Raw genomic sequence first — 25,200 nt, 5'->3', positions numbered from 1 at the left:
CGGCCCGCTCACACCTGGAGCCCGGCCGTGAGGAGATCGACGAAGCCGACCTCCTCCTTCGCCACACCGAAGACCTCGGCGCGCAGCATGGTGCGCTCCGCCCAGGCCCGGTGGGGCTTCACCTCGTTCATCTTGTTCGTGTAGGCGGAACGCATCACTCCGCCGCCTCCGCTTTCGGGGCGCAGGATGTCTTGAGCATCGCTGAACTCCTCGTGCGACACCACCGAGAGCGCGTGGACCGGGGTGACGTGGGCGGGGTGGATGCAGGTCTTGCCCAGCAGCCCGTTGGCCCGGTCGAGCTCGATCTCGCGCAGCAGCCCGTCCAGGTCGTGCTCGATCAGCGCGGTGCGCAGCTCCTCGACGCCCTCTTCCAGGAAGGGGCTGCGGCGCAGCTGCGGCTTGAAGAGACGCTGCTGACTGCGGAAGTACTCCCACACGGGCCCGGTGACGGTGAAGCCGGTGCCGTCGGCACGGCTGAGCACGTTGACCACGTCGGCGATCACCCCGGCGACGATCTGGACGTCGTAGGCGGTCATGTCGGGGGTGCGCCGCAGCCCGTAGGCGGAGCAGAAGTCGGTCACGCCCAGGCGCAGCGCCAGGACCCGCTCGCGGTACTTGTTGACCGTGCGGGAGATCCCCGCGAGGGCCTCGACCCGGGTCTCCAGGTGGAGCAGCTCGGGGGTCTCCAGGACGGGCATCGCGTACAGCCTGGGCTGTCCGCTCTCGGCTTCCGCATGCGCCACGGCGTCGAGGAAGGCGACGCCCCGGCTCTCGCTGAATTTGGGGAGTACGAATCCGGCCAGCCGCGCCGCCGAGCCGCCGAGCCGGTGCACGAGGTCGGGGATCTGCTCGGGCTCCCGGACGCGGATGAAGAGCAGCGGGAGCTCCGCCGGGTCCTCGTGGAGGGCGGCGAACTGCCGGACGAGGTTCTCCTCGCCGCCGGCGACGTCCGAGTCGCTGATGGAATCCTCCAGGCAGAGGACCATCGAGACGACGCCGAGACCGGCCTGCTTGCGGATGTCACGGGCGAGCTGGGGCCGGGTGGCCGGGCTGTAGAGCGTGGCCCCCAGGGCGGCGGCGAGCGTGGCGGAGGGGGAGGCGGCGGTGAACTCTGCCGGCTCCTGGTGGAAGAGGTCCTTGCGGACGGTGGGCGAAATATGCCCGAAGTGACGCATGTGCTTCCCCCGTACAGGCTCGGCGGCCGATCTGGCATGGCCGGTAATAGTACGTACGAACGTGAGTCAAGAGTTCCTCAAGCACATGAAATCCAGGTAACCCTCTTGCACCATGCCCAGGTCTCGCCATCCGGACAAGGTCTACGGGGGGCCGCATTGTCCCGGTCGCGCCCGGGAGGGCAGGATGACCGGCATGACGCACGCGATGCAGAAGGGCTCCAACATCCCCGTGGCCGCTTTGGCGGTCCGCGCGGTGCTGCGCTGGACCGGGGGGCCCGACGTGCCGGACGTGGACGCCTCGGCGCTGCTCGTGGGGGCGGACGGGCGCGTGCGCTCGGACGAGGACTTCGTCTTCTACAACCAGCCCCGGCACCCCTCGGGGGCGGTCTGGCGGCTCGGGAAGAAGCAGCTCGGCGACGGGATCACCGACGCCGTCCAGGCGGACCTGAGGGCCGTCACCCCGGCCGTGGACCGGATCCTCGTCGTCGCCTCCGCCGAGGACGTTCCCTTCGAGCGGGTCCACGACCTGCGGATCCTGCTCTACGACGCCACCGCTGCCGGCGGCTCCGAACCGCTGGCCTACTTCGACGTACGGCCGGAGACGGGCGCCGAGACGGCGCTGATCTGCGGCGAGCTGTACCGGCGGGCCGACGCGTGGAAGTTCCGCGCGCTCGGCGAGGGCTACTCCAACGGGCTCGTCGGCCTGGCCACCGACCACGGGATCTCCGTGGACGAGAACGCCCCCGAGGCCCAGGAGCACGGGCAGGGCCAGGCGCAGGCACAGGGACGGGCCCCGTCGGCCTCCCCCGCGACTCCGGCGCCGCCCACCCAGGCCCCGCCGGCCTCCCAGCCCGCCTACGGCTACCCGCAGCCGGTATCGCAGGCCCCGGTGCCGGCCCCGGCCCCGGACGGGGCCTTCCGGCTGCCGGCGCAGGGCCCGCAGTTCATCCGCCGGTGAGCGGCGGCCGGGCCGACCGGCCCGGCCCGGCCCGCCCCGTCAGGTCTTCGTCTTGTAGCCGCGGCCCCACTGGAGGCCCCACCCGTACAGCCGGTCCAGCTCGGCCTGGAACCCGTAGACGAAAGTGACCTCGCGCCGCACGATCAGCTCTCCCTTGACGTTCTCCAGGGAGACGACCGCGCAGGAGCGGGCGTGCGGGTGGCGCTCTTCCAGCGGGATCTCGATCCGCGGCCCGGTGATCGGGTAGAGCGTGACCAGGGCGTGCGTCCGGTCGAAGGCCGGGGTCTGGTCGTAGATGTAGACGAAGACCAGCAGCCGCTTGATCTCCTCGGCGTGGTCGAGATTGACGAAGATCGTCTCGCCGGAGGGCGCCCCGAACCGGTCGTCGCCGCTGAGCTTCACGTACGGCGGACTGTTGATGTCCCCGTGCAGGTTCCCCAGTGGCTGGACGACGCCCCGGGTGCCGTCGGTCAGCTCGTAGAGACAGCCGATGTCGAGGTCGACATTGACCATGCCCTGGGTGTGCGCCTGCACCATGTCGGGCTTGAACAGTTTGAACGGATGCCGGAAGAGCTGGCCGCTCTGGCCGGTACTGCGGCCGCCTATGTCCGAGGTCCGCATCCGCCAGGAGAGGTTCACGCGCAGATTGCCGTGCACCGCCCCCTGTTTGGTGAGCGATACCGTCGGATGGCGTTTGGTCAGCTCGATCGCGTTCGACGAGGCACTGCCCGACTGGAACTGCGTGCCGCGGCTGCCCCTGATGCCGTCGAAGAATCCCATCCCCACAACCCCCCTGCTCCCATGGCGCCCTCGGCGCCCTCGGTCCCCCGGCGGCACGCCGGCACGGCGACGTACCGACATGCGGACGGGGCGGTCCGACAGGTCCGTGGACCCGCCGGACCGCCCCGCACTTGAGCGTTCCGCATTACCGACGCGATCATGCCTCGGCGGTGGAACCCTCCAGTTCCAGGCGCTTGTTGCGGCGCACGGAGGACCAGAAGGACCACCCGATCAGCACGACGCCGACGAGGCCGGTGATGACCTCGTTGATCTCGTACTGGATGGTGACGAGCAGGATGACGGCGAGCGCGCCGATGGCGTAGTGCGCGCCGTGCTCCAGGTAGACGTAGTCGTCGAGGGTGCCCTGGCGGACCAGGTAGACCGTCAGCGACCGGACGTACATGGCACCGATACCGAGGCCGAGGGCCATGATCACGATGTCACTGGTGATGGCGAAGGCGCCGATGACCCCGTCGAAGGAGAAGGAGGCGTCGAGGACTTCGAGGTAGAGGAACATGAAGAACGCGGCCTTGCCGGCCATGGCGACGGCCGAGACGGGCTTGCCGCTCTTCTTCGCCTCTTCCTCCACCTCGTGTTCGTGCTCCTCTTCCTCCTCCAGCTTGTTCTCGAAGTAGCCGGAGAGGCCGCCGACGATCATGTAGGTGATCAGACCGAGAATGCCGGAGATCAGGACCGTCTGCGCCTTGTCCACATGAGTGCCGCCGTGCTGGTGGGCGTTGACGGCGAAGGTCATCGAGGTGACGACCAGGACGATCAGCGCGATGCAAGCCGACAGCATGTCGATCTTGCCGAGCTTGGCGAGCGGGCGTTCCAGCCAGGCGAGCCACTTGATGTCGCGGTCCTCGAAAATGAAGTCGAGGAAGATCATCAGCAGGAACATGCCACCGAAGGCGGCGATGGACGGATGGGCGTCCGTCACGAGCTGCTTGTACATGTCCTGGTCGCGCACCGCGAGTTCGACGGCCTCGATCGGCCCGATCTTGGCGCTGATCGCGACGATCACGATCGGGAAGACCAGGCGCATGCCGAACACGGCGATGAGGACACCGACGGTGAGGAAGATCTTCTGCCAGAAGGCATTCATCTTCTTCAGGATTCCGGCGTTGACCACCGCATTGTCGAAGGACAGCGAGATCTCCAGGATGGACAGGATCGCAACGATCCCGAAGGCCTCCCACCCCCCGTAGAGCACCGCTGCGACCAGCCCGAGCGCAGTGACTGCGAACGACCAGCCGAAGGTTTTCAGAACCACTGGCATCCCATCGTGTTGTACGGCTTTACGAAACGTTGACCCCGAAGTCTAGAGCGATGCCGCGGAGCCCCGACGCGTACCCCTGCCCCACCGCACGGAACTTCCATTCGCCCCCGTACCGGTAGACCTCGCCGAAGATCATCGCGGTCTCGCTGGAGGCGTCCTCGGAGAGGTCGTAGCGGGCCAGTTCCTGGCCGTCCGCCTCGTTCACCACACGAATGAAGGCGTTGCTGACCTGGCCGAAGCTCTGCCGGCGGGCCTCGGCCTCGTGGATCGAGACGGGAAAGACGATCTTGTCCACGCCGGCCGGAACCTTGGTGAGATCGATGATGAGCGACTCGTCGTCGCCTTCACCCTCGCCGGTGAGGTTGTCCCCCGTGTGTTCGACGGAGCCTTCCGGGCTCTTCAGGTTGTTGTAGAAGACGAAGTACTCGTCCCCGAGCACCCGGCCGTTGCTGCACAGCAGTGCGCTGGCGTCGAGGTCGAAGTCGGCGCCCGTGGTCGAGCGCGCGTCCCATCCGAGGCCGACCAGAACCCGGGTGAGGTTCGGTGCGGCTTTGGAGAGGGAGACATTGCCCCCCTTGGCGAGTGTGACGCCCATGTTGTAGTCCTCCCCGGACGACGGTGGCGATGTGACGGTACGGCGGTGTGACGGTACGGCGGTGTGGCCGTCGGCCGTGCGGCGGTGTGGCCGTAAAGCCGGTCCGGCGCCGTACACACGAGTGCACGGCGCCGGACGGATGGGACGACTGCTCTGGTGGAGCAGGCTCAGACGTTGACGCCGAAGTCCTGCGCGATGCCGCGCAGGCCCGAGGCGTAGCCCTGGCCGATGGCGCGGAACTTCCACTCCGCACCGTTGCGGTAGAGCTCGCCGAAGACCATGGCGGTCTCCGTCGAGGCGTCCTCCGACAGGTCGTAGCGGGCGAGCTCGGTGTTGTCAGCCTGGTTCACGACGCGGATGTACGCGTTGCGGACCTGGCCGAAGCTCTGCTGGCGGCTCTCGGCCTCGTAGATCGAGACCGGGAAGACGATCTTGGCCACGTCGGCGGGCACGCCGGCGAGGTTGACCTTGATCGCCTCGTCGTCGCCCTCGCCCTCACCGGTGGTGTTGTCACCGGTGTGCTCGACCGAGCCGTCGGGGCTCTTCAGGTTGTTGAAGAAGACGAAGTTCGCGTCGCCGGTGACCTTGCCCTGGTCGTTGGCCAGGATCGCGCTCGCGTCGAGGTCGAAGTCGACGCCGGTGGTGGTGCGAGCGTCCCAGCCCAGACCGACGATGACCGCGGTCAGGTTCGGCGCGGCCTTGGACAGCGAGACGTTGCCGCCCTTGCTGAGGCTGACTCCCACGGGTCCTCCATAAGGTTTTGTGTGGGGCAGGGCCCCGTCGTGCGGTTGCTACCGGATCAACGTTTCGATCCTAGTGACGGGTTCCCGCCTGTACGGGCTTATTCGAGGCGAACGGGCCCACGTGCCCGACGGCACGCGCCCATGAGCCTGCGGCACGGACTCAGAGGCTGTCGAGAGCCTTGATGTACTCGTTCAGGTCACGCGCGTCGGGCAGCCCGTTGACTACGGTCCAGCGCACGATGCCGTCGCGGTCGATGACGAAGGTGCCGCGCACCGCGCAGCCCTTCTCCTCGTCGAAGACCCCGTAGGCGCGGGAGGCCTCCCCGTGCGGCCAGAAGTCCGACAGCAGCGGGTACTCCAGCCCCTCCTGCTCGGCGAAGACGCGCAGGGTCGGTACGGAGTCGTTGGAAACCGCGAGGAGCTGCACGTCGTCGTTCTGGAAGCGCGGGAGCTGGTCGCGCAGCTCGCAGAGCTCGCCGGTGCAGACGCCGGTGAAGGCGAACGGGTAGAAGAGCAGCACGACGGCCTTCTCCCCGCGGAAGTCGGAGAGCCGCACGACCCTGCCGTGGTTGTCCTTGAGCTCGAAGTCCGGGGCCTTGTTGCCGACCTCGATCGCCATCTGTCGCATCCCTTCGTCCCGCATCCCTGCGTTGGGCTGTTCGGGTGATCCCAGCTTATGGGTCCGCCGCTTGTGGTCCGCCGTTTGTGGGTCCGCCGCTTGTGGGTCCACCGCGCGTCCGGCCCCGGTCAGCCCGCCGCGAAACGCACGCACCCCGCCCACCGGGAAGCTTCCGGCGAACGGGGTGCGTGTGTCCGCATGGCTGCGGGGCGCGGCTCAGCGCTTGGACTTGGCCGTCTTCGGAGTCGCCAGCTTGGTGGCGGTCCACTCCTTGCCGACGGGGAGACCCTTGGCCAGCGAGAGGCCGGCGGTCTCGGCGGCCTCGCTGATGTCGCTGGCCTCGACGAAACCGTCCTTGCCGGTCTTGGGAGTCACCAGCAGGATCAGTGCGCCGTCCTCGACCAGCTCGGTCGCATCGACCAGGGCGTCCGTCAGGTCGCCGTCGTCCTCCCGGAACCACAGCAGAACCGCGTCTGCGACATCGTCGTAGTCCTCATCGACGAGTTCGGTGACGTGATCCTCTACGGCATCACGGAATTCCTGATCGACGTCGTCGTCGTAGCCGATCTCCTGGACCACCTGTTCGGACTGGAAACCCAGCCTGGCGGCCAGGTTCTCCGCGTGGTCCGCGGTCGCGCTCACGGGGTGCCTCCTGCTCATGTTCGGTGAATGTTCTTCGGCGGCGCGCGTACGCGCAGCATTGGGCGTAGTCCACACGGGCGCGGCGGATCGCGCAAGTACCCGGCCGCCGAGACCGTCGAAACGGTGACGATTGCGGCCGTCTCGCCGCAACTTTCAGCCCTTCCGGATGTACCCCTGGTGATTCATCCCACACCATTCCACCTCATTCGGCACGGCCTCGGGACTTTCGCACCTGTTTGAGGGACGAACGGCCTTGCGAAGGGGGTGATCGTCCTGGGCGTAAGGTTGCGGTTTGGGCGTTGTCGTCGCCACGGTCGGCGCAATCCCTCCACACTCCAGGGATTACCCAGCGGTAAAGATGACGATTTCTGCCGAGCGTAAGACCATGGGAGGCGGCGAACCCAAGGCACGACTCCCCCGACAGCGAAGGAACAGCGTGGCTTCCGCATCCGATCGCAATCCGATCATCATTGGTGGCCTGCCGAGTCAGGTACCGGACTTCGATCCGGAAGAGACGCAGGAGTGGCTCGACTCCCTGGACGCCGCGGTCGACGAGCGGGGCCGCGAGCGCGCCCGTTACCTGATGCTGCGGCTGATGGAGCGGGCCCGCGAGAAGCGCGTGGCCGTGCCCGAGATGCGCTCCACGGACTACGTCAACACGATCGCCACCAAGGACGAGCCCTTCTTCCCCGGCAACGAGGAGATCGAGCGCAAGGTCCTCAACGCCACCCGGTGGAACGCGGCCGTCATGGTCTCGCGCGCCCAGCGCCCGGGGATCGGCGTCGGCGGTCACATCGCCACGTTCGCCTCCTCCGCCTCGCTCTACGACGTGGGCTTCAACCACTTCTTCCGGGGCAAGGACGAGGGTGACGGCGGCGACCAGATCTTCTTCCAGGGCCACGCCTCCCCCGGCATCTACGCCCGCGCCTACCTCCTGGACCGGCTCTCCGAGCAGCAGCTCGACGCGTTCCGCCAGGAGAAGTCGAAGGCCCCGTACGGCCTCTCCAGCTACCCGCACCCGCGGCTGATGCCGGACTTCTGGGAGTTCCCGACCGTCTCGATGGGCCTCGGCCCGCTCGGTGCGATCTACCAGGCCCGGATGAACCGGTACATGGAGGCCCGTGGCATCGCGGACACTTCCAAGTCACACGTTTGGGCGTATCTCGGCGACGGCGAGATGGACGAGCCCGAGTCGCTCGGCCAGCTCTCCATCGCGGCCCGCGAGCACCTGGACAACCTGACCTTCGTCGTCAACTGCAACCTGCAGCGCCTCGACGGCCCGGTCCGCGGCAACGGCAAGATCATGCAGGAGCTGGAGTCGCAGTTCCGCGGTGCCGGCTGGAACGTCATCAAGCTGATCTGGGACCGCTCCTGGGACCCGCTGCTGGCCCAGGACCGCGACGGCATCCTGGTCAACAAGCTCAACACCACCCCGGACGGCCAGTTCCAGACGTACGCCACCGAGACGGGCGCGTACATCCGCGACCACTTCTTCGGCGGCGACCACCGGCTCCGCGCGATGGTCGAGAACATGACCGACCAGCAGATCCAGCACCTGGGCCGCGGCGGCCACGACCACAAGAAGGTCTACGCGGCGTACGCGGCGGCCAAGGCCCACAAGGGCCAGCCGACGGTGATCCTCGCGCAGACGGTCAAGGGCTGGACGCTGGGCCCGAACTTCGAGGGCCGCAACGCGACCCACCAGATGAAGAAGCTGACGGCCGACGACCTCAAGCGCTTCCGCGACCGTCTGCACATCCCGATCACGGACGCCCAGCTGGAGGACGGCGCGCCGCCGTACTACCACCCGGGCCGCAATTCCCCCGAGATCCAGTACATGCACGACCGCCGCAGCGCGCTCGGCGGTTACGTGCCGACCCGCGTGGTGCGCGCGAAGCCGCTCCAGCTGCCGGGCGACGCCACGTACGCGGCGGCCAAGAAGGGCTCGGGACAGCAGTCGATCGCCACCACCATGGCCTTCGTCCGCATCCTGAAGGACCTGATGCGGGACAAGGAGATCGGCAAGCGCTTCGTGCTGATCGCCCCCGACGAGTACCGCACCTTCGGCATGGACGCGTTCTTCCCGAGCGCCAAGATCTACAACCCGCTGGGCCAGCAGTACGAGGCGGTCGACCGCGACCTGCTGCTCGCGTACAAGGAGTCGCCGACCGGCCAGATGCTGCACGACGGCATCTCGGAGGCGGGCTGCACGGCCTCGCTGATCGCCGCGGGTTCGGCGTACGCGACGCACGGCGAGCCGCTGATCCCGGTCTACGTCTTCTACTCGATGTTCGGTTTCCAGCGCACGGGTGACCAGTTCTGGCAGATGGCGGACCAGCTGGCGCGCGGTTTCGTCCTCGGCGCGACCGCCGGCCGCACCACCCTGACGGGTGAGGGCCTGCAGCACGCCGACGGCCACTCCCAGCTGCTGGCCTCGACCAACCCGGGCTGTGTGGCGTACGACCCGGCGTACGGGTACGAGATCGCGCACATCGTCAAGGACGGTCTGCGGCGCATGTACGGCCCCGACGCCGAGGACGTCTTCTACTACCTGACGGTCTACAACGAGCCCATCCAGCACCCGGCCGAGCCGGCCGGCGTGGACGTGGACGGCATCCTCAAGGGCATCCACCGGGTCTCGCAGGGCACCTCCGGCTCCGTCGGGGCGCAGATCATGGCCTCGGGCGTGGCGGTGCCGTGGGCGCTGGAGGCGCAGCGGATCCTGGCCGCCGAGTGGAACGTCAAGGCGGACGTCTGGTCGGCGACCTCCTGGAACGAGCTGCGCCGCGAGGCCGTCGCCGTGGAGGAGCACAACCTGCTCCACCCGGAGGAGGAGCAGCGCGTGCCGTACGTGACCACCAAGCTGTCCGGCGCGGAGGGTCCGTTCGTGGCGGTCTCCGACTGGATGCGGGCGGTCCCGGACCAGATCTCGCGCTGGGTGCCCGGCACGTACACCTCGCTGGGCGCGGACGGCTTCGGCTTCGCGGACACACGGGGCGCGGCCCGGCGCTTCTTCCACATCGACGCGCAGTCGGTGGTCCTCTCGGTGCTGACCGAGCTGGCCAAGGAGGGCAAGATCGACCGCTCGGCGCTGAAGCAGGCGATCGACCGGTACCAGCTGCTGGACGTCCGGGCGGCCGACCCGGGCGCGGCCGGGGGCGACGCGTAGCGTCCTTTGCGGTGAGGGGCGCCGGGACACCTGTCCCGGCGCCCCTTATCCGTTCCTTACGATGCTTCGCATGAAGCAACCCTCTCCCCAGGCGCGGTGGGAGCGCCGGACGCAGACCCCGCTGCTGGTGCTCGCCCTGGGTTTCGCCGTGGCCTACGCGGTGCCCATCGTCCTGCCCGACGCGAGCCCGGCGGTGCACAGCGCCTGCAAGCACGCCGAGTGGGTGGTGTGGGCCGCCTTCGCCGCCGACTACCTGGTGCGGCTGGGCCTGGCGCACTCGAAGAGGGCCTTCGTACGGACCCACTGGCTGGACCTGATGGCGGTGGTGCTGCCGATGATCCAGCCGCTGCGGCTGCTGCGCGTGGTCTCCACCCTGATGCTCGTGGGGCGGCGCGCGCGGATGGCCCCGCAGATCAGGCTCACCACGTACGTGGCGGGCTCGGTGGTCGGGCTGCTGATGTTCGGCTCGCTGGCGGTGCTGAGCGTGGAACGGGACGCCCCCGACGGCAACATCAAGAACCTCGGGGACGCGCTGTGGTGGTCGGTGACCACGATGACGACGGTCGGGTACGGGGACCACTCCCCCACGACCGGGCTCGGCCGGCTGCTGGCGGTGGGGCTGATGCTGTCCGGGATCGCGCTGCTGGGTGTGGTGACCGCCAACATCGCGGCCTGGTTCATCTCCCGCTTCGAACGCGACGACCTGGTGGAGCGCGCCCAGACGGCGGCGATCTCCGAACTGACCGCGGAGGTACGGGCCCTGCGTGCCGAGGTCGCCCGGCTCGGCGGACCGGCCCCCGCCGGGGCCGGCGTGCCCGCCCCGGGCGCCCGGGGCGGGACGGCCGAGCCGGCCGGGGCGCCCGCGGCGGGCGGCGCCGTCAGCGCTCCCACACCTTGAACGCCCTGACCTGGTAGGGCGACTGGGGCAGCCACACCCCGTCGCCCGGGTAGGTCTGGAACTCGCCCGTCTCGGCGCATTCCGCCGACTGGTACGTGGTGACCGGTCGGCCGGTCCGGTTGGTGAGCGACTGGGCGGTGGTCCCGGCGGGCAGGGCGGTGCAGCTGTTGATGTCGAGGGTGCTGAGCTCGTGGGTCGTGCGGGCGCCCTTGAACTCCGGCTTCGCCCACAGGCACAGCTGCCCGGTGGCGCAGGCCCCGAGCGCCGGGGGCCCGGCGGCCCGCCCCTTCGTCCGCCCGGAGGCCCGTACGGGAGCCGGGGCGTCGGCCCGGGCCCGCCCGGGAGCCTGGGCCCGGGGCTGGGCGTGCGCCTGGGCGGGGATCAGGGCCGGCGCACGCACCGGCGTTCGGCCCGGGGCCCGGCCCGCCGCGTGGGCGGATTCCGCGGTGCCGGGGATCAGCAGGGTGGCGGCGAGCACGGTGACCGCGGCGGCGGTGCGCCCGGAGAAAGTGGTGGTCCACGTACGCATGACGGGTCAACTCCTGGTGGACGTACGGGCCCCGGACCGTTTCCGGAAGCTCCGTCGGCACCACGCTGACCTGCGCGGACGTCCCGGCGGAAGGGGCCGCGAGCGGGTCCACCCTGATAGGCGACAGCCCCGCCGGAACTGTCCGGCGGGGCTGCCGCGGCCCCGGAGTTGACGCCTCCGCGACCACCGTGACCGTCACGGCCGCGCGGCCGGAGACACAGCGCCAGCGGGGCACCGCGTCCGGACGGGCGGCCGGGACGGAGCTAGATGTGGGCCGCTCCGGCCCCCGCCTCCGCGTTCTCGCCGCGCTTCGTGAAGCCGGCCACGACCGCGGCCAGGACCGCGACCACTCCGGCGACGGTGAAGGCGGTGCTCATCCCTGACACGAACGTGTCGTGCGCGACCCCCGTGATGGTCGCCGCGAGCTGCTCGGGCGCCTCCGGCGGGATCGGGGCGATGCCGACCTGGATGCCCTTCTCCGCGAGGTCCGCCTGCTCCGGGGTGAGCGGCGGCAGCCCGGCCCCGGCCCAGTTGTCCTCGAAGACGCTTCCGACCTTGCTCGCCATGACCGCGCCGAGCACGGCGGTGCCCAGGCTGCCGCCGACCTGCATGGCGGCCTGCTGGAGCCCGCCGGCCACGCCCGAGAGCTCCAGCGGGGCGTTGCCGACGATGACCTCGGTGGCTCCGACCATGACCGGCGCGAGCCCGAGGCCCATCAGGGCGAACCAGAGGGACATGGTGGGAGTGGAGGTGCCCGGCGTCAGCTGGGCCATCCCGAAGCAGGCGACGGCGGTGGCGACCATGCCCGCGACGAGCGGCGGCCGCGGGCCGACCTTGGTGATGGCGAGGCCCGCCAGCGGCGATCCGATGATCATCATCCCGGTCAGCGGCAGCAGGTGCAGGCCGCTGTCGACGGGGCTCATGCCGTGCACGTTCTGCAGGTAGAAGGTGACGAAGAACAGCCCGCCCATGAAGGCGAAGGCCATCAGGACCATCAGCACCGTGCCCGCGGACAGCGGCAGCGAGCGGAACATCCCGAGCGGGATCAGCGGCTCGGAGACGGAGTTCTCCCAGAGGGCGAAGGCCACGAAGCAGAGCACGGACCCACCGAGGAAGGCCAGGGTCCTGGCGTCCCCCCAGCCCCATTCGGAGGCCTTGATCAGCGCCCAGATCAGCGAGAACATGCCGGCCGACAGCAGCAGGATGCCCAGGACGTCGAAGGAGCGCGGAGCGTTCTCGGCCCGGTGGTCGACCAGGATGAACAGGCCGAAGGCGAGCGCGACGATGCCGACGGGCACGTTGATGAAGAAGACCGACTGCCAGCTCACGTTCTCGACGAGCAGACCGCCGACGATCGGCCCGGCGGCTGTCGAGGCACCGATGACCATGCCCCAGATGCCGATGGCCATGTTGAGCTTCTCGGCCGGGAAGGTCGCGCGCAGCAGGCCCAGCGCGGCGGGCATCAGCAGCGCCCCGAAGACGCCCTGCGCGACGCGGAAGCCGATGACGAGCTCGACTCCGCCGGAGAGGCCGATGGCCGCCGAGGAGACGGCGAAACCGGCGATGCCTATGAGGAAGGTCTGGCGGTGGCCGAAGCGGTCGCCGAGCTTGCCCGCGGTGATGAGGGAGACCGCGAGGGCGAGCAGGTAGCCGTTGGTGATCCACTGGACGTCGGCGAGCGAGGCGCCGAGGTCCTTCTGGATGGCCGGGTTGGCGACGGCGACGATCGTGCCGTCGAGGGTGACCATCATGACGCCGATCGCGACGGCGAACAGGGTGAGCCACGGGTGGCCGCGGAGGCCCGTACGGCCCGGCGTGGGGCCCGGTTCCTTGCTGAGCGAGAGTGCGTCATCGCCGTCGACGGTGATCTGACTAGTCATGCGGACAGGTTAGTGACAGCGACTGACACTTCACAGGGCGGTTCGTCAGACAGCCACTGTCAGGTCCGTCACAGGTACCCTGACCGCCGTGATGACCGATCAGCGGCCCGCGCCCGCACCGGCCGCCGGACTGCGCGAGCGCAAGAAACAGCGCACGCGCGACGCACTGCTGCGCGCGGCCCTCCTCCTCTTCATCGCGCAGGGATACGAGGAGACGACCGTCGACGAGATCACCGACGCCGTGGACGTCTCCCAGCGCACCTTCTTCCGGTACTTCGCCAACAAGGAAGAGGTCGCCTTCGCCGTCCAGGACCTGGTCGAATCGCACTTCGTCGCGGCGCTGCGCGCGCGCCCGCCCGCCGAGGGCCCCTTCGAGGCCATGCGCTCGGCCGTCCTCGACGCCTGGGACACCGTCGACGAGGCCATTTCGGACCTGGTCCCCATCGACCTGTACATGCGCAGCTACCGGCTGATCGAGTCCACCCCGGCCCTGCTCGCCGTGCACCTGCGCCGCTCCACCGAGCTGGAGGAGCAGATCGCCCGGCTGATAGCCGACCGCGAGGGCCTCGACGTGGACGCCGACCCGCGCCCGCGGGTGGCCGTCGCCGCGTTCACGGGCGTGATGCGCGTCACCGGCCGGCTCTGGGGACAGGGTGAGGACATCAGCGTGGCCACCATCCGGCGGATGACCGAGGTCTACCTCGACCAGATCGGCCCGGCACTGGCCGCCGACTGGCGCCGGCCCGCCTGACCGGCGCGGTCGTCTCCCGGCCGGGCGAAGGTCCCTTACGGGCACGGGTGCCCGCACGCGGGTCCCGTACGGACGCATCCGCCGGCCGTGCGTCCCACGGTCGGCGGTGACTCCCGTCACCCGGCGCGCAGGCAGCCGCCGAGGTCTCCTAGTCTGGGCGCAGTGAACCTGCCCGGCCCCGCCCACACCCACTCCGCCGACGCCCCCGCGCGCCCGGCCGCCCTGCGCACCCTGCTCGCGCTGGCGGTGGTCTTCCTGATGCTCACGACCACGGGCTGGACCGCCGTCTACCGGCCCGCGAGCGGGGCCTCCCCGCGCGAGGCCGCGCTCGCCTCCTGGACCGGATCGCGTTTCGAGGGCCGGGTCCTGCCCGCCGCCGATGCCCCGCCGTCCGTGGTGGCACGGTTCTTCGCGCGGCTCGACGGGGCCCAGCGCGTCCGGCTCGCCGAGGGCCACCCGCTGGTGGTCGGCAATCTCGACGGCGCGCCGCCCAGCCTCCGCTACCGGGCCAACCGGATGACCCTGCAGCAGGCCGCGCGGGTCGAGGACGCCCGCGCCCACGACATCACGCTGGCCCCCGCCGACCGCGCCACCGCGGCCCGGCGCGCGCACCGCTTCGAGTCCCTCGCCGAGCCCGGCCGGCAGATCCTCGTCTTCGACCCCACCGGCGGCGGCCTCGCGGCCGAGGTCTTCGGCGACCTCGGCGGGGCCCGCCGGGTCTCGGTGGTCGTCCCCGGGGTCGACACCGACGCGCTCACCTTCGAGCGCACGGTGCGCCGGCTGACCTCCCCCGTCGGCATGGCGGAGTCCCTCTACGAGGCCGAGCGCGCGGCCGCCCCGGCCGGCCGGACCGCGGTCATCGCCTGGGCCGGCTACACCGCCCCGACCGGCGTCGGCATGGACGCGGCGACCGGGCGCCTCGCCGTGGACGGCGCGGCCCGGCTGCGCTCGCTGACCTCCGCACTGCCCGGGCGGGCGAGCGTGGCGCTGTTCTGCCACAGCTACGGCTCGGTGGTGTGCGGGGTGGCCGCCCACGAACTGCCGCAACGGGTCACGGACATCGTGGTGGCGGGCAGCCCCGGGATGCGCGCCGCGAACGCCGGTGAACTGGGCACCTCGGCGCGGGTGTGGGCGATGCGGGACGCCGGTGACTGGATCGCCGACGTGCCCCACCTGGAGTTCGGCGGCCTGGGACACGGCGCGGATCCGGTCTCCGGGGAGTTCGGCGCTCGGGTGCTGTCGGCCGCGGGAGCCAAGAGCCACACCGGCTACTTCGAGCCAGGTACCGAATCCCTGGACAACTTCGCCAAAATCGGAACCGGGGCGTTCGGTTCCACGGTGTGCGCCACCGGGGACGACTCGTGCCGACGCGGGACATCCGCGACGGAAGGCTCCTGACCCGCTCGGCCGACCCGAAATCGGACCTCACAGCGGGGGGACGCACGGGGGTGCGTCCCTTTACGATGTGCCGCATGGGTGACGTACTGGCCGGAAACCATGCCGTCTGGGAGTTCGACCGCACCACGGACTCGCTCATCATCCGCTTCGCACGGGGGATGCGAACGCCCAGGCTCTGGCACGCCCTGGGGGAACGCCGGATTCCCCTCGAAGCGTTGTCCGGGGTGGGCCTGACCGTGGGACGGCGGGACACCGTGGTGCTGCACGCCCGCGTGCGTGTCGGCGCGGATCCGCTGATGGAGGCCGCGGCCGGGCAGTTGCGGGAAGCCTGCGACCCGTACCGGCTGGTGCTGCCGGGAGGCGGTGGCGGGACCGCGCGGGCCACGGCCTTCGGCGAGACGCTGCGCGAGCGGCTGGGTCCGGCCGGGCCGGCCGAGCGGTTCCTGGTCTCCGTCCCGGAGCCGCGGGCCACGCTGAAGGCGTACGACGCCCGGCTCACCTTCGACGGCGGCGCCGTCACCTTCCGCTGGTCGCGCACCGGGGCCACCAGCGCCAAGTGGAAGGCGGGCGACCAGCGGTACCCGCTGGCCGCCCTGGCCGGTCTGACCTGGCACTCCCCGGAACGGCCCGGGGGCCACCTGCGGCTGTGGTCCCGCGAGGCCGCCGGTGATCCCCGGCCGGACCACGACCTGGCCTCGGCCGTCTTCGGCGTGGGGTACGGGGCCGTGCACGAGTCGCTGCCCTTCGCGGCGGCGCTGCTCGCGGCCCTGCGGGCGCGCAGCCCGGTCGCCTCGGTGCCCCCGCAGCATTCCTGGGAGCGGATTCAGCATCTCGCCGAACTGCACAGCGCGGGGCTCCTCACGGACGCCGAGTACCTGGCGCTGCGCGACCGCTTCACGGCCGGAGCCTGACCGGCGGGGCCGGACTCACCCCTCGCGGGCCGCCGAGGTCGAGCTCATGTCGGGGTACCGGTCGCCCGCGACCCCCGCGGCGATCGCGTCCAGGAGGGACAGGTCGGCATCCGTCAGGGTGATGCGGGTCGCCGCGGTGTTCTCCGCGAGGCGGGAGGGCTTGCGGGTGCCCGGGATCGGGACGACCGTCAGACCGTGCACCGCCGCCCGCCGGTGCACCCACGCCAGGGCGATCTGGGCCGGGGTGGCCCCGTGGGCCGCCGCGATCTGCCGTACCGGCGTCAGCAGCGCCCCGTTCGTCCGTGCGTTGTCACCCGTGAACCGGGGCTGGTGGCGCCGGAAGTCACCGGCCGTCAGCTCCGCCGACGCGTCCGCGAACGCCCCGGTCAGGAAGCCGCGCCCGAGCGGGGAGTACGCCGCTATGGCCACGCCCAGCTCCGCCGCCGCGCCCACCGCGCTGCGCTCCACGTCGCGGCTGAACAGCGACCACTCCGACTGGAGCGCCGCGATCGGGTGCACCGCGTGCGCCTCGCGCAGCTCGGCCCCGGTCACCTCGCTGAGCCCGAGGTGGCGCACCTTGCCCTCCTGCACCAGTTCCGCCATCGCGCCCACCGACTCGGCGAACGGAACGGCCGGATCGCGCCGGTGCATGTAGTAGAGGTCGATCACCTCGGTGCCCAGCCTGCGCAGGCTGCCCTCCACCGCGCCGCGGATGTACGCGCGGTCGTTGCGGACGCCCCGGTACACCGGGTCGTCCGTGCGCTCGATGGCGAACTTCGTGGCCAGGGTGATCCGCTCGCGGTGCGCGGCCACGAACGGCGCGAGGAACTCCTCGTTGGCGCCGCGCCCGTAGACGTCGGCGGTGTCGAAGAGGGTGACCCCGGCGGCCAGCGCCGCGCCCAGGGTCTGCCGGGCGGCCGCCTCGTCGGTGTCCCCGTAGAACTCGCTCATGCCCATGCAGCCGAGCCCCTGGACGCCCACCAGCGGGCCGCCCTTGCCCAGTTCGACCTGCCCCACCTGCTCGGCCCGCTCTGTCCCGACGGTGTTGCCGCTCATGTCCGGTCTCCCTCTCCCGCGACGGTGGTGCGCATCGCATACGTATCGATCTTGTAGTCCAGGACGGCGAGCGCGTCGGTCAGTTCCGTGATCCGCGTGCGCACCTCGTCACGCGTGCGCTCCAGCAGTTCGCGCCGGTCGGCGGCGGTGTGCGGGCCCTCACGGACGAGTTCGGCGTAACGGACCATGTCCGCCACGGACATTCCGGTGGTGCGCAGCTTGCCGACGAAGCCCAGCCAGTCGAGGTCCTTGTCGGTGAACCGCCGCTGACCCGAGTGGGAACGGTCCACGTGCGGCATGAGGCCGATCCGCTCGTACCAGCGCAGGGTGTGCTGGGTCAGACCCGTCCGGGCCTCGACCTCGCTGATCGTGTACCGCGTCTGCGCCTGCAGGGGGGTCCGGGTCGGGCTCATGGCTCCACGCTAAATCCTTGGAGTGCACTCCAAGCAAGTACCCTCGGCCGCATGGAGAGCCTGCAGAGTCTGCGCAACATCGAGAACTGGCCGGTGCCGACCGCCGCCGCGGCCGTCGTCCACGCCGACGGGACCGTGCTCGGCACCCACGGCCCGGTGGACCACCGCTTCCCGCTGGCCTCCGTCACCAAGCCGCTCGCCGCGTACGCCGCCCTCGTCGCCTACGAGGAGGGCGCGATCGAGCTGGACGAGCCGGCCGGGCCCGAGGGTTCCACGGTGCGCCACCTGCTCGCCCACACCAGTGGCCTGGCCTTCGACGAGCACCGGGTGACGGCCCCTCCCGGGCAGCGCCGGCTGTACTCGAACGCCGGTTTCGAGGAGCTCGGCGACCACATCGCGAAGGCCACCGGCATCCCCTTCGCCGCGTACCTGGCGGAGGCCGTCTTCGAGCCGCTGGGCATGGCGTCGAGCAGCCTGGAAGGCTCTCCCGCCAAGGACGGCGTCTCCACCGTCTCCGACCTCCTGCGCTTCGCCGCCGAGCTCCAGCAGCCCCGGCTGCTGGACGTGCGCACGGTCGCCGCGGCCACCTCCGTGGTCCACCCGGGCCTCAAGGGCGTGCTGCCCGGCTACGGCCACCAGTCCCCCAACGACTGGGGACTCGGCTTGGAGATCCGCGACGGCAAGGCCCCGCACTGGACGGGCGCCGGCTCCTCGCCGCGCACCTTCGGCCACTTCGGTCAGTCCGGGACCTTCCTGTGGGTGGACCCGGACGCCCGCGCCGCCTGCGTGGCGCTGACGGACCGCGCCTTCGGTCCGTGGGCCGTGGAGGCCTGGCCCCCGTTCACCGACGCGGTGCTCGCCGAGCTCGGGACCCGGACCCGCTGAGACCCTGCGGCCGCCGCCTGCGGGACCGCCGCGACGGGATCCCTCCTAGGAAAGCTCCCAGATCAGCACCTCGGCCGGGGAGCCGGCCACCAGCTCCAGCTCCCCCTCGCCGGTGATCCGCGCCGAGTCCCCGGGACTGAGCTCCTCGGCGTCCCCGGCGGACCCGGCCGACCCGCCGTCGAGCCGCAGGTCTCCCCGTACGACGTGCAGGTACACCCGCGCGGCGGCCGGTACGGCGACCCGCTCGCCCGCGCCCGGACGCCGTACGTGCAGGACGGCCCCGGCCGCGGGCACGGCGTAGGGCGTGCTGTCGGCGATCCCCCTGACCAGCGTGTACGAGGGCTCCCCGGCCGGATCGGCGGGGGCCAGCCACATCTGGACGAAGCGCAGCGGCCCGGGGCCGTCGTTTCGTTCCACGTGCCGGGTCCCGGACGCCGCGGCGAGGTGCTGTACGTCGCCGGGCCGCACCAGGGTCGCGGCGCCCGTGGCGTCCCGGTGGGTGAGCTCGCCCTCGGCCACCCAGGTCACGATCTCGGTGTGGCTGTGGGGGTGCTCGTCGAAGCCCGCGCCGGGGGCGAGGCTCTCCTCGTTGCACGCCAGGACCGGGCCGAACCGCAGGTTGTCGGGGTCGTAGTGCGGGCCGAAGGAGAAGGCGTGCCGGGTGACGATCCCCTTGGGGGGTTCCCCGCCCTCGTACCGGTCGGAGCCTCGGCGTACATCAATCATGGGGGCAACCGTAGCCCCCGGGGCGCGGCCCGGGATGAGACCGGACTCCGCGCAGCGGCCCCGATAAGGCAGTCTTGTCACGTGCCCCAACCCGAACGTGAGCATTCCCCCGCGGTCCACCCCGCGCATCCGGCTCCGCCCCATCCGCACGCCGCGACGCTGCGACGGCTGGAGAAGTCCTCCGGCCGGCTCGCCGCCAACGCCATCGCGCGCATGGACGAGACGCTGTCGTGGTACCGGGCGATGCCACCGGAGAACCGGTCCTGGATCGGCCTGGTCGCGCAGGCCGGCATCGCCGCGTTCACGGAGTGGTTCCGGCACCCGGACACCGCGCAGGCGATCTCGACCGATGTCTTCGGGACGGCTCCGCGCGAGCTGACCCGGGCGATCACCTTGCGCCAGACCGTCGAGATGGTGCGCACCACGATCGAGGTCATGGAGACCGCGATCGACGAGGTCGCGGCGCCCGGCGACGAGTCGATCCTGCGCGAGGCCCTGCTGGTGTACGCCCGGGAGATCGCCTTCGCGACCGCCCAGGTCTACGCCCAGGCCGCCGAAGCCCGTGGTGCGTGGGACGCCCGGCTGGAGTCCCTGGTGGTCAACGCGGTGCTGTCCGGGGAGGCCGACGAGGGCGCGCTGTCCCGGGCCGCGGCGCTCGGCTGGAACTCCCCCGAGCACGTGTGCGTGGTGCTGGGCACGGCTCCGGAGGGCGACAGCGAGCTGACGGTCGAGGCGATCCGGCGGGCCGCCCGCCACCACAAGCTGCAGGTGCTCACGGGTGTGCTGGGCGACCGGCTCGTGGTCATCGCGGGTGGCAGCGACAATCCGATGCAGGTGGCGAAGTCGCTGATCGGGCCGTTCGCGGCGGGCGCCGTGGTCGCCGGGCCGGTGGTCCCGGACCTGCTGAACGCCACGAAATCGGCGCAGGCGGCCGCGGCCGGACTCAAGGCCTGCACGGCGTGGCAGGACGCTCCGAGGCCGGTGCTCGCGGACGATCTCCTGCCCGAACGCGCGATCGCCTCCGACCCTTCGGCCCGCGAGCAGTTGGTGGAGGAGATCTACAGACCGCTCGAAGAGGCCGGCTCGGCCCTGCTGGAAACGCTGAGTGTCTATCTGGAGCAGGCGAGCAGCCTCGAAGGTGCGGCCCGGATGCTGTTCGTGCACCCCAACACCGTGCGCTACCGGCTCCGACGTGTGACAGACGTCACCGGCTGGTCGCCCTCCGATGTCCGCTCCGCGTTCACGCTGAGGATCGCTTTGATCCTCGGACGTCTGGCCGACGGCGATCCTCAGTCCTAAGCTTTTGTCGGACATCAACAATTACCCCGATGGTTCTTCGTCCCTGTCCCCACGGGCGGCGCGGACCGAACACAAGAGAGAGTGTGAGGGTGCTCGTACTCGTCGCTCCCGGCCAAGGCGCACAGACGCCCGGCTTCCTGACTCCCTGGCTCGAACTGCCCGGCGCCGCTGACCGCGTCGCCGGCTGGTCGGATGCCATCGGGCTCGACCTTGCCCACTACGGCACGAAGGCCGACGCGGACGAGATCCGTGACACGGCCGTCGCACAACCCCTGCTCGTGGCCGCCGGCCTGCTCGCCGCGGCCGAGCTGACCTCCAAGGCCGGCCCCGGCGCCTTCGGCGCCGTGGCGGGCCACAGCGTCGGCGAAATCACCGCCGCCGCGTACGCCGGGGTCCTGTCTGACAAGGACGCGCTGTCCTTCGTACGCACTCGCGGACTCGCCATGGCGGAGGCCGCGGCGATCACCGAGACGGGCATGGCCGCCGTCCTCGGCGGTGACCCGGACGTCGTCGTGGCGCACCTGGAGAAGCTGGGTCTGACCCCGGCGAACGTCAACGGCGCGGGCCAGATCGTGGCCGCGGGAACCGCGGAGCAGATCGCGGCCCTGGTGGCCGAGAAGCCCGAAGGTTCCATGAAGGTCGTCGCCCTCAAGGTCGCGGGCGCCTTCCACACGCACCACATGGCTCCGGCGGTCGCCGGTCTGGAGCAGGCCGCGGCGGCCCTCTCCCCGGCCGACCCGGCGCTGACGTACGTATCGAACAAGGATGGTCAGGTCGTGACCACGGGCGCCGATGTCGTCGCCCGGCTGGTGGGCCAGGTGGCCAACCCGGTCCGCTGGGACCTGTGCATGGAGACGTTCGCCGCACTGGGCGTCACCGGGATCGTCGAGCTGTCTCCCGGTGGCACCCTGACGGGTCTGGCCAAGCGCGCGCTGAAGGGCGTACCGAGCGTGGCGCTGAAGACCCCGGACGATCTCGACAAGGCCGCGGCGCTCGTCTCCGAGCACGCGGTCTGAGAGAAGGAGCCCACTCAGCATGTCGAAGATCAAGCCTGCCAAGGGCTCCCCGTACGCCCGCATCCTCGGTGTCGGCGGCTACCGTCCGACCCGCGTGGTGCCGAACGAGGTCATCCTCGAAACCATCGACTCCTCCGACGAGTGGATCCGCTCCCGCTCGGGCATCGCGACCCGGCACTGGGCGTCCCCGCAGGAGACCGTCGCCGCGATGTCGGTGGAGGCCTCCGGCAAGGCCCTGGCCGACGCCGGGATCGCTCCGGAGAAGATCGGCGCCGTGATCGTCTCGACGGTGTCGCACTTCAAGCAGACCCCGGCCGTGGCGACCGAGATCGCGCACCGCATCGGTGCGGGCAAGCCCGCCGCTTTCGACATCTCCGCGGGCTGCGCCGGGTTCGGCTACGGCCTGACCCTGGCGAAGGGGCTCGTCGTCGAGGGTTCCGCGGAGTACGTCCTCGTCATCGGCGTGGAGCGGCTCTCGGACCTGACCGACCTGGAGGACCGCGCGACGGCCTTCCTCTTCGGTGACGGCGCGGGCGCCGTGGTCGTCGGCCCCTCGGACGAGCCGGCCATCGGCCCCACGGTGTGGGGTTCGGAGGGCGACAAGTCGGAGACCATCAAGCAGACCGTGCCGTGGGACGAGTACCTCGGCAAGGACGGCGGCGAAAAGTTTCCCGCCATCACGCAGGAGGGTCAGGCGGTCTTCCGCTGGGCCGTCTTCGAGATGGCGAAGGTGGCCCAGCAGGCGCTCGACGCAGCCGGGATCACCGCTGATGACCTGGACGTCTTCATTCCGCACCAGGCGAACATGCGGATCATCGACTCGATGGTGAAGACTCTGAAGCTGCCGGAACACGTCACGGTCGCCCGTGACATCGAAACCACCGGCAACACCTCGGCCGCCTCGATCCCGCTCGCAATGGAGCGGCTCCTGGCGACCGGAGCGGCGAAGAGCGGCGACACCGCGCTCGTCATCGGCTTCGGGGCGGGGCTCGTCTACGCCGCCACGGTCGTTACCCTCCCCTAGGGCCCGGGATCCACATCCCGGACTCCGTTTGACCCCCAGCTAGCTATAGAAGGAGCGCCAACATGGCCTTCACCCAGGATGAAATCGTCGAAGGTCTCGCGGAGATCGTCAACGAGATCGCCGGCATCCCGACCGAGGACGTCCAGCTCGAGAAGTCCTTCACCGACGACCTGGACGTCGACTCGCTGTCCATGGTCGAGGTCGTCGTCGCCGCCGAAGAGCGCTTCGAGGTGAAGATCCCGGACGAGGACGTCAAGGGTCTCAAGACCGTCGGCGACGCCGCGAGCTACATCCTCAAGCACCAGGCCTGAGCCTGACGAGCGTTTGTCGCCACCTGGCGGTGGCGCCGTGACAATTCACCCCCTGAAACGTGGAGAAAGAATTCCTGTGAGCCCGACCAATCGCACCGTGGTCGTCACCGGTATCGGCGCAACCACTCCGCTGGGTGGCGACAGCGCTTCGACCTGGGAAGGTCTGCTTGCCGGCCGTTCCGGCGTAAAGCCCCTCGAGGGTGAGCGCTTCGCCGAACTCCCGGTCCGTATCGCCGCCACCGCCGCCGTGGACCCGAGTGAGGTCCTCCCGCGGCCGCTGGCCCGCAAGCTGGACCGTTCGGCCCAGTTCGCGATCATCGCGGCCCGTGAGGCGTGGGCCGACGCCGGTTACACCGCCCCGGCGGGCGAGGACGCGTCGATCGCGCCCGAGCGCCTGGGCACCGTCATCGCCTCCGGCATCGGCGGCGTGACGACCCTGCTCGACCAGTACGACGTACTGAAGGAAAAGGGTGTGCGCCGGGTCTCCCCGCACACCGTCCCCATGCTCATGCCCAACGGCCCGTCGGCCAACGTCGGCCTGGAGGTCAACGCCCGCGCGGGTGTGCACACTCCGGTCAGCGCCTGCGCCTCCGGCGCCGAGGCCATCGGCTACGCCGTCGAGATGATCCGCACCGGCCGTGCCGACGTGGTCGTCGCCGGCGGTACCGAGGCGGCGATCCACCCGCTGCCGATCGCGGCCTTCGCCAACATGATGGCGATGTCCAAGAACAACGAGAACCCGACCACGGCATCCCGTCCGTACGACAAGGCCCGCGACGGCTTCGTCCTCGGCGAGGGTGCGGGCGTCGTGGTCCTGGAGTCCGCCGAGCACGCCGCCGCGCGCGGCGCCCGGGTCTACTGCGAAGTGCTGGGCCAGGGCCTCTCCGCGGACAGCCACCACATCGCGCAGCCGGAACCCACCGGCCGCGGCGTCTCGGCCGCACTGCAGAACCTGCTCGACAACACGGGTCTGGACCCGGCCGAGCTGGTCCACGTGAACGCGCACGCCACGTCCACCCCGCAGGGTGACACGGCCGAGCTGAAGGCCCTGCGCAAGGTGCTGGGCGACGACCTCGACCACATCGCGATCTCGGCCACGAAGTCGATGACCGGTCACCTCCTCGGCGGCGCCGGCGGCATCGAGACCGTCGCGACGGTGCTGGCGCTGTACCACCGCCTCGCCCCGCCGACGATCAACCTCGACGACATCGACGAGGACATCGACGCGGACATCGTGCGCGACGAGCCCCGCAAGCTCCCGGCGGAGGGCCCGATCTCCGCGATCAACAACTCCTTCGGTTTCGGCGGCCACAACGTCTCGCTGGCCTTCCGGACCGTCTGAGTCCACCACGCACGAAGGGCCCCGCCCGGCATCTGCCGGGCGGGGCCTTCCGCGTACCTCAGACCACCTGGTGGAGCCAGCGCACCGGGGCGCCCTCGCCCGCGTAACGGAAGGGTTCGAGCTCGTCGTCCCAGGGTTTGCCGAGCAGTTTGGCGATCTCCGCTTCCAGGTCCGTCTCGCCGTGCGCGGACCGGGCGAGGGCGGCGCGCAGCCGGTCCTCCGGGATCAGGATGTCTCCGTGCATGCCGGTGACGGCGTGAAAGATGCCCAGGTGCGGGGTGGAGCTGTAGCGCTCGCCCTCGGCGGTCGGGCAGGGTTCCGCGGTCACTTCGAAGCGGAGCAGGTGCCAGCCGCGCAGCGCGGAGGCGAGTTTCGAGGCGGTGCCCGCCTCGGCCTGCCAGGAGAACTCGGCTCTCCAGGTGCCCGGGGAGGCGGGCTGACGGATCCAGTCGAGGTTCACCCGCACCCCGAGCACCCCCGCAACAGCCCATTCCACGTGCGGGCAGAGCGCGCGCGGTGCGGAGTGCACGTACAGGACTCCACGTGTCGTCACCGGGACCTCCAGTGTGGGACGAGGTCGGGAATAAACTCCAGAAAACGGACAGTATGTGACGTGATGTAATGTAACGGAAATTATTTGACATTGCGTTGCGGGACTTGCGGCCGAAACGCCACGGGAAAAAGCTACCGTGCGCCGGGGGTCATGGTGTGACGTACGGTCGCTCCGAGGGCCGTAAACACAGAGCATTCACTCAGCAGGACGCCACCGATTGACGCGGCGGCCACGAGGAGGGACCTTCC

The 25,200-nt window shown here is 70.6% G+C and carries 25 protein-coding genes; 12 read left to right on the top strand and 13 right to left on the bottom strand.

Going from position 1 to position 25,200, the window contains the following annotated elements; genetic code table 11:
• Nucleotides 1–8: 8 nt before the first annotated feature.
• Nucleotides 9–1,175, bottom strand: coding sequence for an HpcH/HpaI aldolase/citrate lyase family protein (locus ACFYM0_RS14625; protein ID WP_388500802.1), 1,167 nt, complete (start codon nt 1,173–1,175; stop codon nt 9–11).
• Between the two features lie 193 nt (nt 1,176–1,368).
• Here ACFYM0_RS14625 and ACFYM0_RS14620 point away from each other — a divergent pair, with 193 nt between their 5' ends.
• Nucleotides 1,369–2,133: a TerD family protein gene (locus tag ACFYM0_RS14620; protein WP_388500997.1), complete on the top strand. Its 765-nt coding sequence runs from the start codon at nt 1,369–1,371 to the stop codon at nt 2,131–2,133.
• Nucleotides 2,134–2,172: 39 nt separating this feature from the next.
• On the opposite strand, the gene ACFYM0_RS14615 is transcribed toward ACFYM0_RS14620, so the two are convergent.
• The 6 genes from ACFYM0_RS14615 to ACFYM0_RS14590 all read right to left on the bottom strand — a co-directional run bounded on the left by ACFYM0_RS14615 (nt 2,173) and on the right by ACFYM0_RS14590 (nt 6,791).
• On the bottom strand, nt 2,173–2,913 hold the full coding sequence (locus tag ACFYM0_RS14615) for a Tellurium resistance (protein ID WP_267039314.1): 741 nt from the start codon (nt 2,911–2,913) through the stop codon (nt 2,173–2,175).
• A gap of 157 nt (nt 2,914–3,070) precedes the next feature.
• Nucleotides 3,071–4,186 carry a DUF475 domain-containing protein gene (locus ACFYM0_RS14610; protein WP_388500994.1) on the bottom strand — a complete coding sequence of 372 codons (1,116 nt, stop codon included), beginning with the start codon at nt 4,184–4,186 and terminating at the stop codon, nt 3,071–3,073.
• A 25-nt stretch (nt 4,187–4,211) separates the two neighbouring features.
• Nucleotides 4,212–4,787: a TerD family protein gene (locus ACFYM0_RS14605; RefSeq protein ID WP_327252568.1), complete on the bottom strand. Its 576-nt coding sequence runs from the start codon at nt 4,785–4,787 to the stop codon at nt 4,212–4,214.
• 167 nt (nt 4,788–4,954) lie between these two features.
• Entirely contained in the window at nt 4,955–5,530 is a 576-nt protein-coding gene (locus ACFYM0_RS14600) for a TerD family protein (RefSeq protein WP_327252569.1), read from the bottom strand.
• A 160-nt stretch (nt 5,531–5,690) separates the two neighbouring features.
• Nucleotides 5,691–6,149, bottom strand: coding sequence for a peroxiredoxin (locus ACFYM0_RS14595; protein WP_388500798.1), 459 nt, complete (start codon nt 6,147–6,149; stop codon nt 5,691–5,693).
• Between the two features lie 216 nt (nt 6,150–6,365).
• Nucleotides 6,366–6,791 (bottom strand): DUF3052 domain-containing protein, encoded by a 426-nt coding sequence (locus ACFYM0_RS14590; protein ID WP_243329420.1) that lies wholly within the window; start codon nt 6,789–6,791, stop codon nt 6,366–6,368.
• A 436-nt stretch (nt 6,792–7,227) separates the two neighbouring features.
• Here ACFYM0_RS14590 and aceE point away from each other — a divergent pair, with 436 nt between their 5' ends.
• Together aceE and ACFYM0_RS14580 are read left to right on the top strand one after the other, a co-directional pair.
• The gene (aceE, locus tag ACFYM0_RS14585) at nt 7,228–9,960 is read left to right on the top strand and encodes a pyruvate dehydrogenase (acetyl-transferring), homodimeric type (protein ID WP_388500796.1); all 2,733 of its coding nucleotides are present in this window, start codon (nt 7,228–7,230) and stop codon (nt 9,958–9,960) included.
• Between the two features lie 70 nt (nt 9,961–10,030).
• Nucleotides 10,031–10,858, top strand: coding sequence for a potassium channel family protein (locus ACFYM0_RS14580; protein WP_388500795.1), 828 nt, complete (start codon nt 10,031–10,033; stop codon nt 10,856–10,858).
• Here ACFYM0_RS14580 and ACFYM0_RS14575 read toward each other — a convergent pair.
• Together ACFYM0_RS14575 and ACFYM0_RS14570 are read right to left on the bottom strand one after the other, a co-directional pair.
• Nucleotides 10,839–11,258, bottom strand: coding sequence for a peptidase inhibitor family I36 protein (locus ACFYM0_RS14575; protein WP_388500992.1), 420 nt, complete (start codon nt 11,256–11,258; stop codon nt 10,839–10,841). The two genes, ACFYM0_RS14580 and ACFYM0_RS14575, sit on opposite strands and share 20 nt — an antisense overlap.
• A gap of 392 nt (nt 11,259–11,650) precedes the next feature.
• Nucleotides 11,651–13,267: an MFS transporter gene (locus ACFYM0_RS14570; RefSeq protein ID WP_388500793.1), complete on the bottom strand. Its 1,617-nt coding sequence runs from the start codon at nt 13,265–13,267 to the stop codon at nt 11,651–11,653.
• Between the two features lie 91 nt (nt 13,268–13,358).
• Between ACFYM0_RS14570 and ACFYM0_RS14565 the strand changes: the two genes are divergently transcribed.
• The 3 genes from ACFYM0_RS14565 (at nt 13,359) to ACFYM0_RS14555 (ending at nt 16,327) form a co-directional block, all read left to right on the top strand.
• Nucleotides 13,359–14,018 carry a TetR family transcriptional regulator gene (locus ACFYM0_RS14565; RefSeq protein ID WP_388500990.1) on the top strand — a complete coding sequence of 220 codons (660 nt, stop codon included), beginning with the start codon at nt 13,359–13,361 and terminating at the stop codon, nt 14,016–14,018.
• Nucleotides 14,019–14,264: 246 nt separating this feature from the next.
• Complete coding sequence (locus ACFYM0_RS14560; protein ID WP_388500987.1) at nt 14,265–15,416, top strand: alpha/beta hydrolase; 1,152 nt, start codon at nt 14,265–14,267, stop codon at nt 15,414–15,416.
• 74 nt (nt 15,417–15,490) lie between these two features.
• A complete protein-coding gene (locus ACFYM0_RS14555; protein ID WP_388500790.1) occupies nt 15,491–16,327 on the top strand; it encodes a DUF4429 domain-containing protein in 837 nt (278 codons plus the stop codon).
• A 15-nt stretch (nt 16,328–16,342) separates the two neighbouring features.
• Here the strand turns inward: ACFYM0_RS14555 and ACFYM0_RS14550 are convergent, their stop codons facing one another.
• Complete coding sequence (locus ACFYM0_RS14550; RefSeq protein WP_388500787.1) at nt 16,343–17,383, bottom strand: aldo/keto reductase; 1,041 nt, start codon at nt 17,381–17,383, stop codon at nt 16,343–16,345.
• The gene (locus ACFYM0_RS14545) at nt 17,380–17,796 is read right to left on the bottom strand and encodes a MerR family transcriptional regulator (RefSeq protein ID WP_388500784.1); all 417 of its coding nucleotides are present in this window, start codon (nt 17,794–17,796) and stop codon (nt 17,380–17,382) included. The genes ACFYM0_RS14550 and ACFYM0_RS14545 overlap by 4 nt, the downstream gene beginning before the upstream one ends.
• A 51-nt stretch (nt 17,797–17,847) precedes the next feature.
• Here ACFYM0_RS14545 and ACFYM0_RS14540 point away from each other — a divergent pair, with 51 nt between their 5' ends.
• Nucleotides 17,848–18,681, top strand: a complete 834-nt coding sequence (locus tag ACFYM0_RS14540) for a serine hydrolase domain-containing protein (protein WP_388500781.1) — start codon at nt 17,848–17,850, stop codon at nt 18,679–18,681.
• A gap of 45 nt (nt 18,682–18,726) precedes the next feature.
• On the opposite strand, the gene ACFYM0_RS14535 is transcribed toward ACFYM0_RS14540, so the two are convergent.
• A complete protein-coding gene (locus ACFYM0_RS14535) occupies nt 18,727–19,407 on the bottom strand; it encodes a pirin family protein (protein ID WP_388500779.1) in 681 nt (226 codons plus the stop codon).
• An 81-nt stretch (nt 19,408–19,488) separates the two neighbouring features.
• Between ACFYM0_RS14535 and ACFYM0_RS14530 the strand changes: the two genes are divergently transcribed.
• The 5 genes from ACFYM0_RS14530 (at nt 19,489) to fabF (ending at nt 24,399) form a co-directional block, all read left to right on the top strand.
• On the top strand, nt 19,489–20,706 hold the full coding sequence (locus tag ACFYM0_RS14530) for a CdaR family transcriptional regulator (RefSeq protein ID WP_243329400.1): 1,218 nt from the start codon (nt 19,489–19,491) through the stop codon (nt 20,704–20,706).
• Nucleotides 20,707–20,795: 89 nt separating this feature from the next.
• Nucleotides 20,796–21,722, top strand: coding sequence for an ACP S-malonyltransferase (locus ACFYM0_RS14525; protein ID WP_388500777.1), 927 nt, complete (start codon nt 20,796–20,798; stop codon nt 21,720–21,722).
• A gap of 19 nt (nt 21,723–21,741) precedes the next feature.
• On the top strand, nt 21,742–22,746 hold the full coding sequence (locus tag ACFYM0_RS14520) for a ketoacyl-ACP synthase III (RefSeq protein WP_243329396.1): 1,005 nt from the start codon (nt 21,742–21,744) through the stop codon (nt 22,744–22,746).
• A 62-nt stretch (nt 22,747–22,808) separates the two neighbouring features.
• Nucleotides 22,809–23,057: an acyl carrier protein gene (locus ACFYM0_RS14515; protein WP_327252580.1), complete on the top strand. Its 249-nt coding sequence runs from the start codon at nt 22,809–22,811 to the stop codon at nt 23,055–23,057.
• Nucleotides 23,058–23,133: 76 nt separating this feature from the next.
• On the top strand, nt 23,134–24,399 hold the full coding sequence (fabF, locus tag ACFYM0_RS14510) for a beta-ketoacyl-ACP synthase II (RefSeq protein ID WP_327252581.1): 1,266 nt from the start codon (nt 23,134–23,136) through the stop codon (nt 24,397–24,399).
• Between the two features lie 58 nt (nt 24,400–24,457).
• Here the strand turns inward: fabF and ACFYM0_RS14505 are convergent, their stop codons facing one another.
• Nucleotides 24,458–24,952, bottom strand: coding sequence for a DUF3145 domain-containing protein (locus tag ACFYM0_RS14505; RefSeq protein ID WP_243329390.1), 495 nt, complete (start codon nt 24,950–24,952; stop codon nt 24,458–24,460).
• Between the last annotated feature and the right edge of the window lie 248 nt (nt 24,953–25,200).

Source organism: Streptomyces sp. NPDC006487 (genome assembly GCF_042870555.1).
Taxonomy (GTDB): domain Bacteria; phylum Actinomycetota; class Actinomycetes; order Streptomycetales; family Streptomycetaceae; genus Streptomyces.
This window is presented reverse-complemented; position numbering and strand designations above follow the sequence as displayed.

Excerpts from the sequence above, each read along its gene's own strand:
- ACFYM0_RS14625 (WP_388500802.1), bottom strand. The coding sequence starts at position 1,175 with ATGCGTCACTTCGGGCATATTTCGCCCACCGTCCGCAAGGACCTCTTC.
- ACFYM0_RS14620 (WP_388500997.1), top strand. The coding sequence starts at position 1,369 with ATGACGCACGCGATGCAGAAGGGCTCCAACATCCCCGTGGCCGCTTTG.
- ACFYM0_RS14615 (WP_267039314.1), bottom strand. The coding sequence starts at position 2,913 with ATGGGATTCTTCGACGGCATCAGGGGCAGCCGCGGCACGCAGTTCCAG.
- ACFYM0_RS14605 (WP_327252568.1), bottom strand. The coding sequence starts at position 4,787 with ATGGGCGTCACACTCGCCAAGGGGGGCAATGTCTCCCTCTCCAAAGCC.
- ACFYM0_RS14595 (WP_388500798.1), bottom strand. The coding sequence starts at position 6,149 with ATGGCGATCGAGGTCGGCAACAAGGCCCCGGACTTCGAGCTCAAGGAC.
- ACFYM0_RS14580 (WP_388500795.1), top strand. The coding sequence starts at position 10,031 with ATGAAGCAACCCTCTCCCCAGGCGCGGTGGGAGCGCCGGACGCAGACC.
- ACFYM0_RS14570 (WP_388500793.1), bottom strand. The coding sequence starts at position 13,267 with ATGACTAGTCAGATCACCGTCGACGGCGATGACGCACTCTCGCTCAGC.
- ACFYM0_RS14565 (WP_388500990.1), top strand. The coding sequence starts at position 13,359 with ATGACCGATCAGCGGCCCGCGCCCGCACCGGCCGCCGGACTGCGCGAG.
- ACFYM0_RS14555 (WP_388500790.1), top strand. The coding sequence starts at position 15,491 with ATGGGTGACGTACTGGCCGGAAACCATGCCGTCTGGGAGTTCGACCGC.
- ACFYM0_RS14550 (WP_388500787.1), bottom strand. The coding sequence starts at position 17,383 with ATGAGCGGCAACACCGTCGGGACAGAGCGGGCCGAGCAGGTGGGGCAG.
- ACFYM0_RS14545 (WP_388500784.1), bottom strand. The coding sequence starts at position 17,796 with ATGAGCCCGACCCGGACCCCCCTGCAGGCGCAGACGCGGTACACGATC.
- ACFYM0_RS14540 (WP_388500781.1), top strand. The coding sequence starts at position 17,848 with ATGGAGAGCCTGCAGAGTCTGCGCAACATCGAGAACTGGCCGGTGCCG.
- ACFYM0_RS14535 (WP_388500779.1), bottom strand. The coding sequence starts at position 19,407 with ATGATTGATGTACGCCGAGGCTCCGACCGGTACGAGGGCGGGGAACCC.
- ACFYM0_RS14520 (WP_243329396.1), top strand. The coding sequence starts at position 21,742 with ATGTCGAAGATCAAGCCTGCCAAGGGCTCCCCGTACGCCCGCATCCTC.
- ACFYM0_RS14515 (WP_327252580.1), top strand. The coding sequence starts at position 22,809 with ATGGCCTTCACCCAGGATGAAATCGTCGAAGGTCTCGCGGAGATCGTC.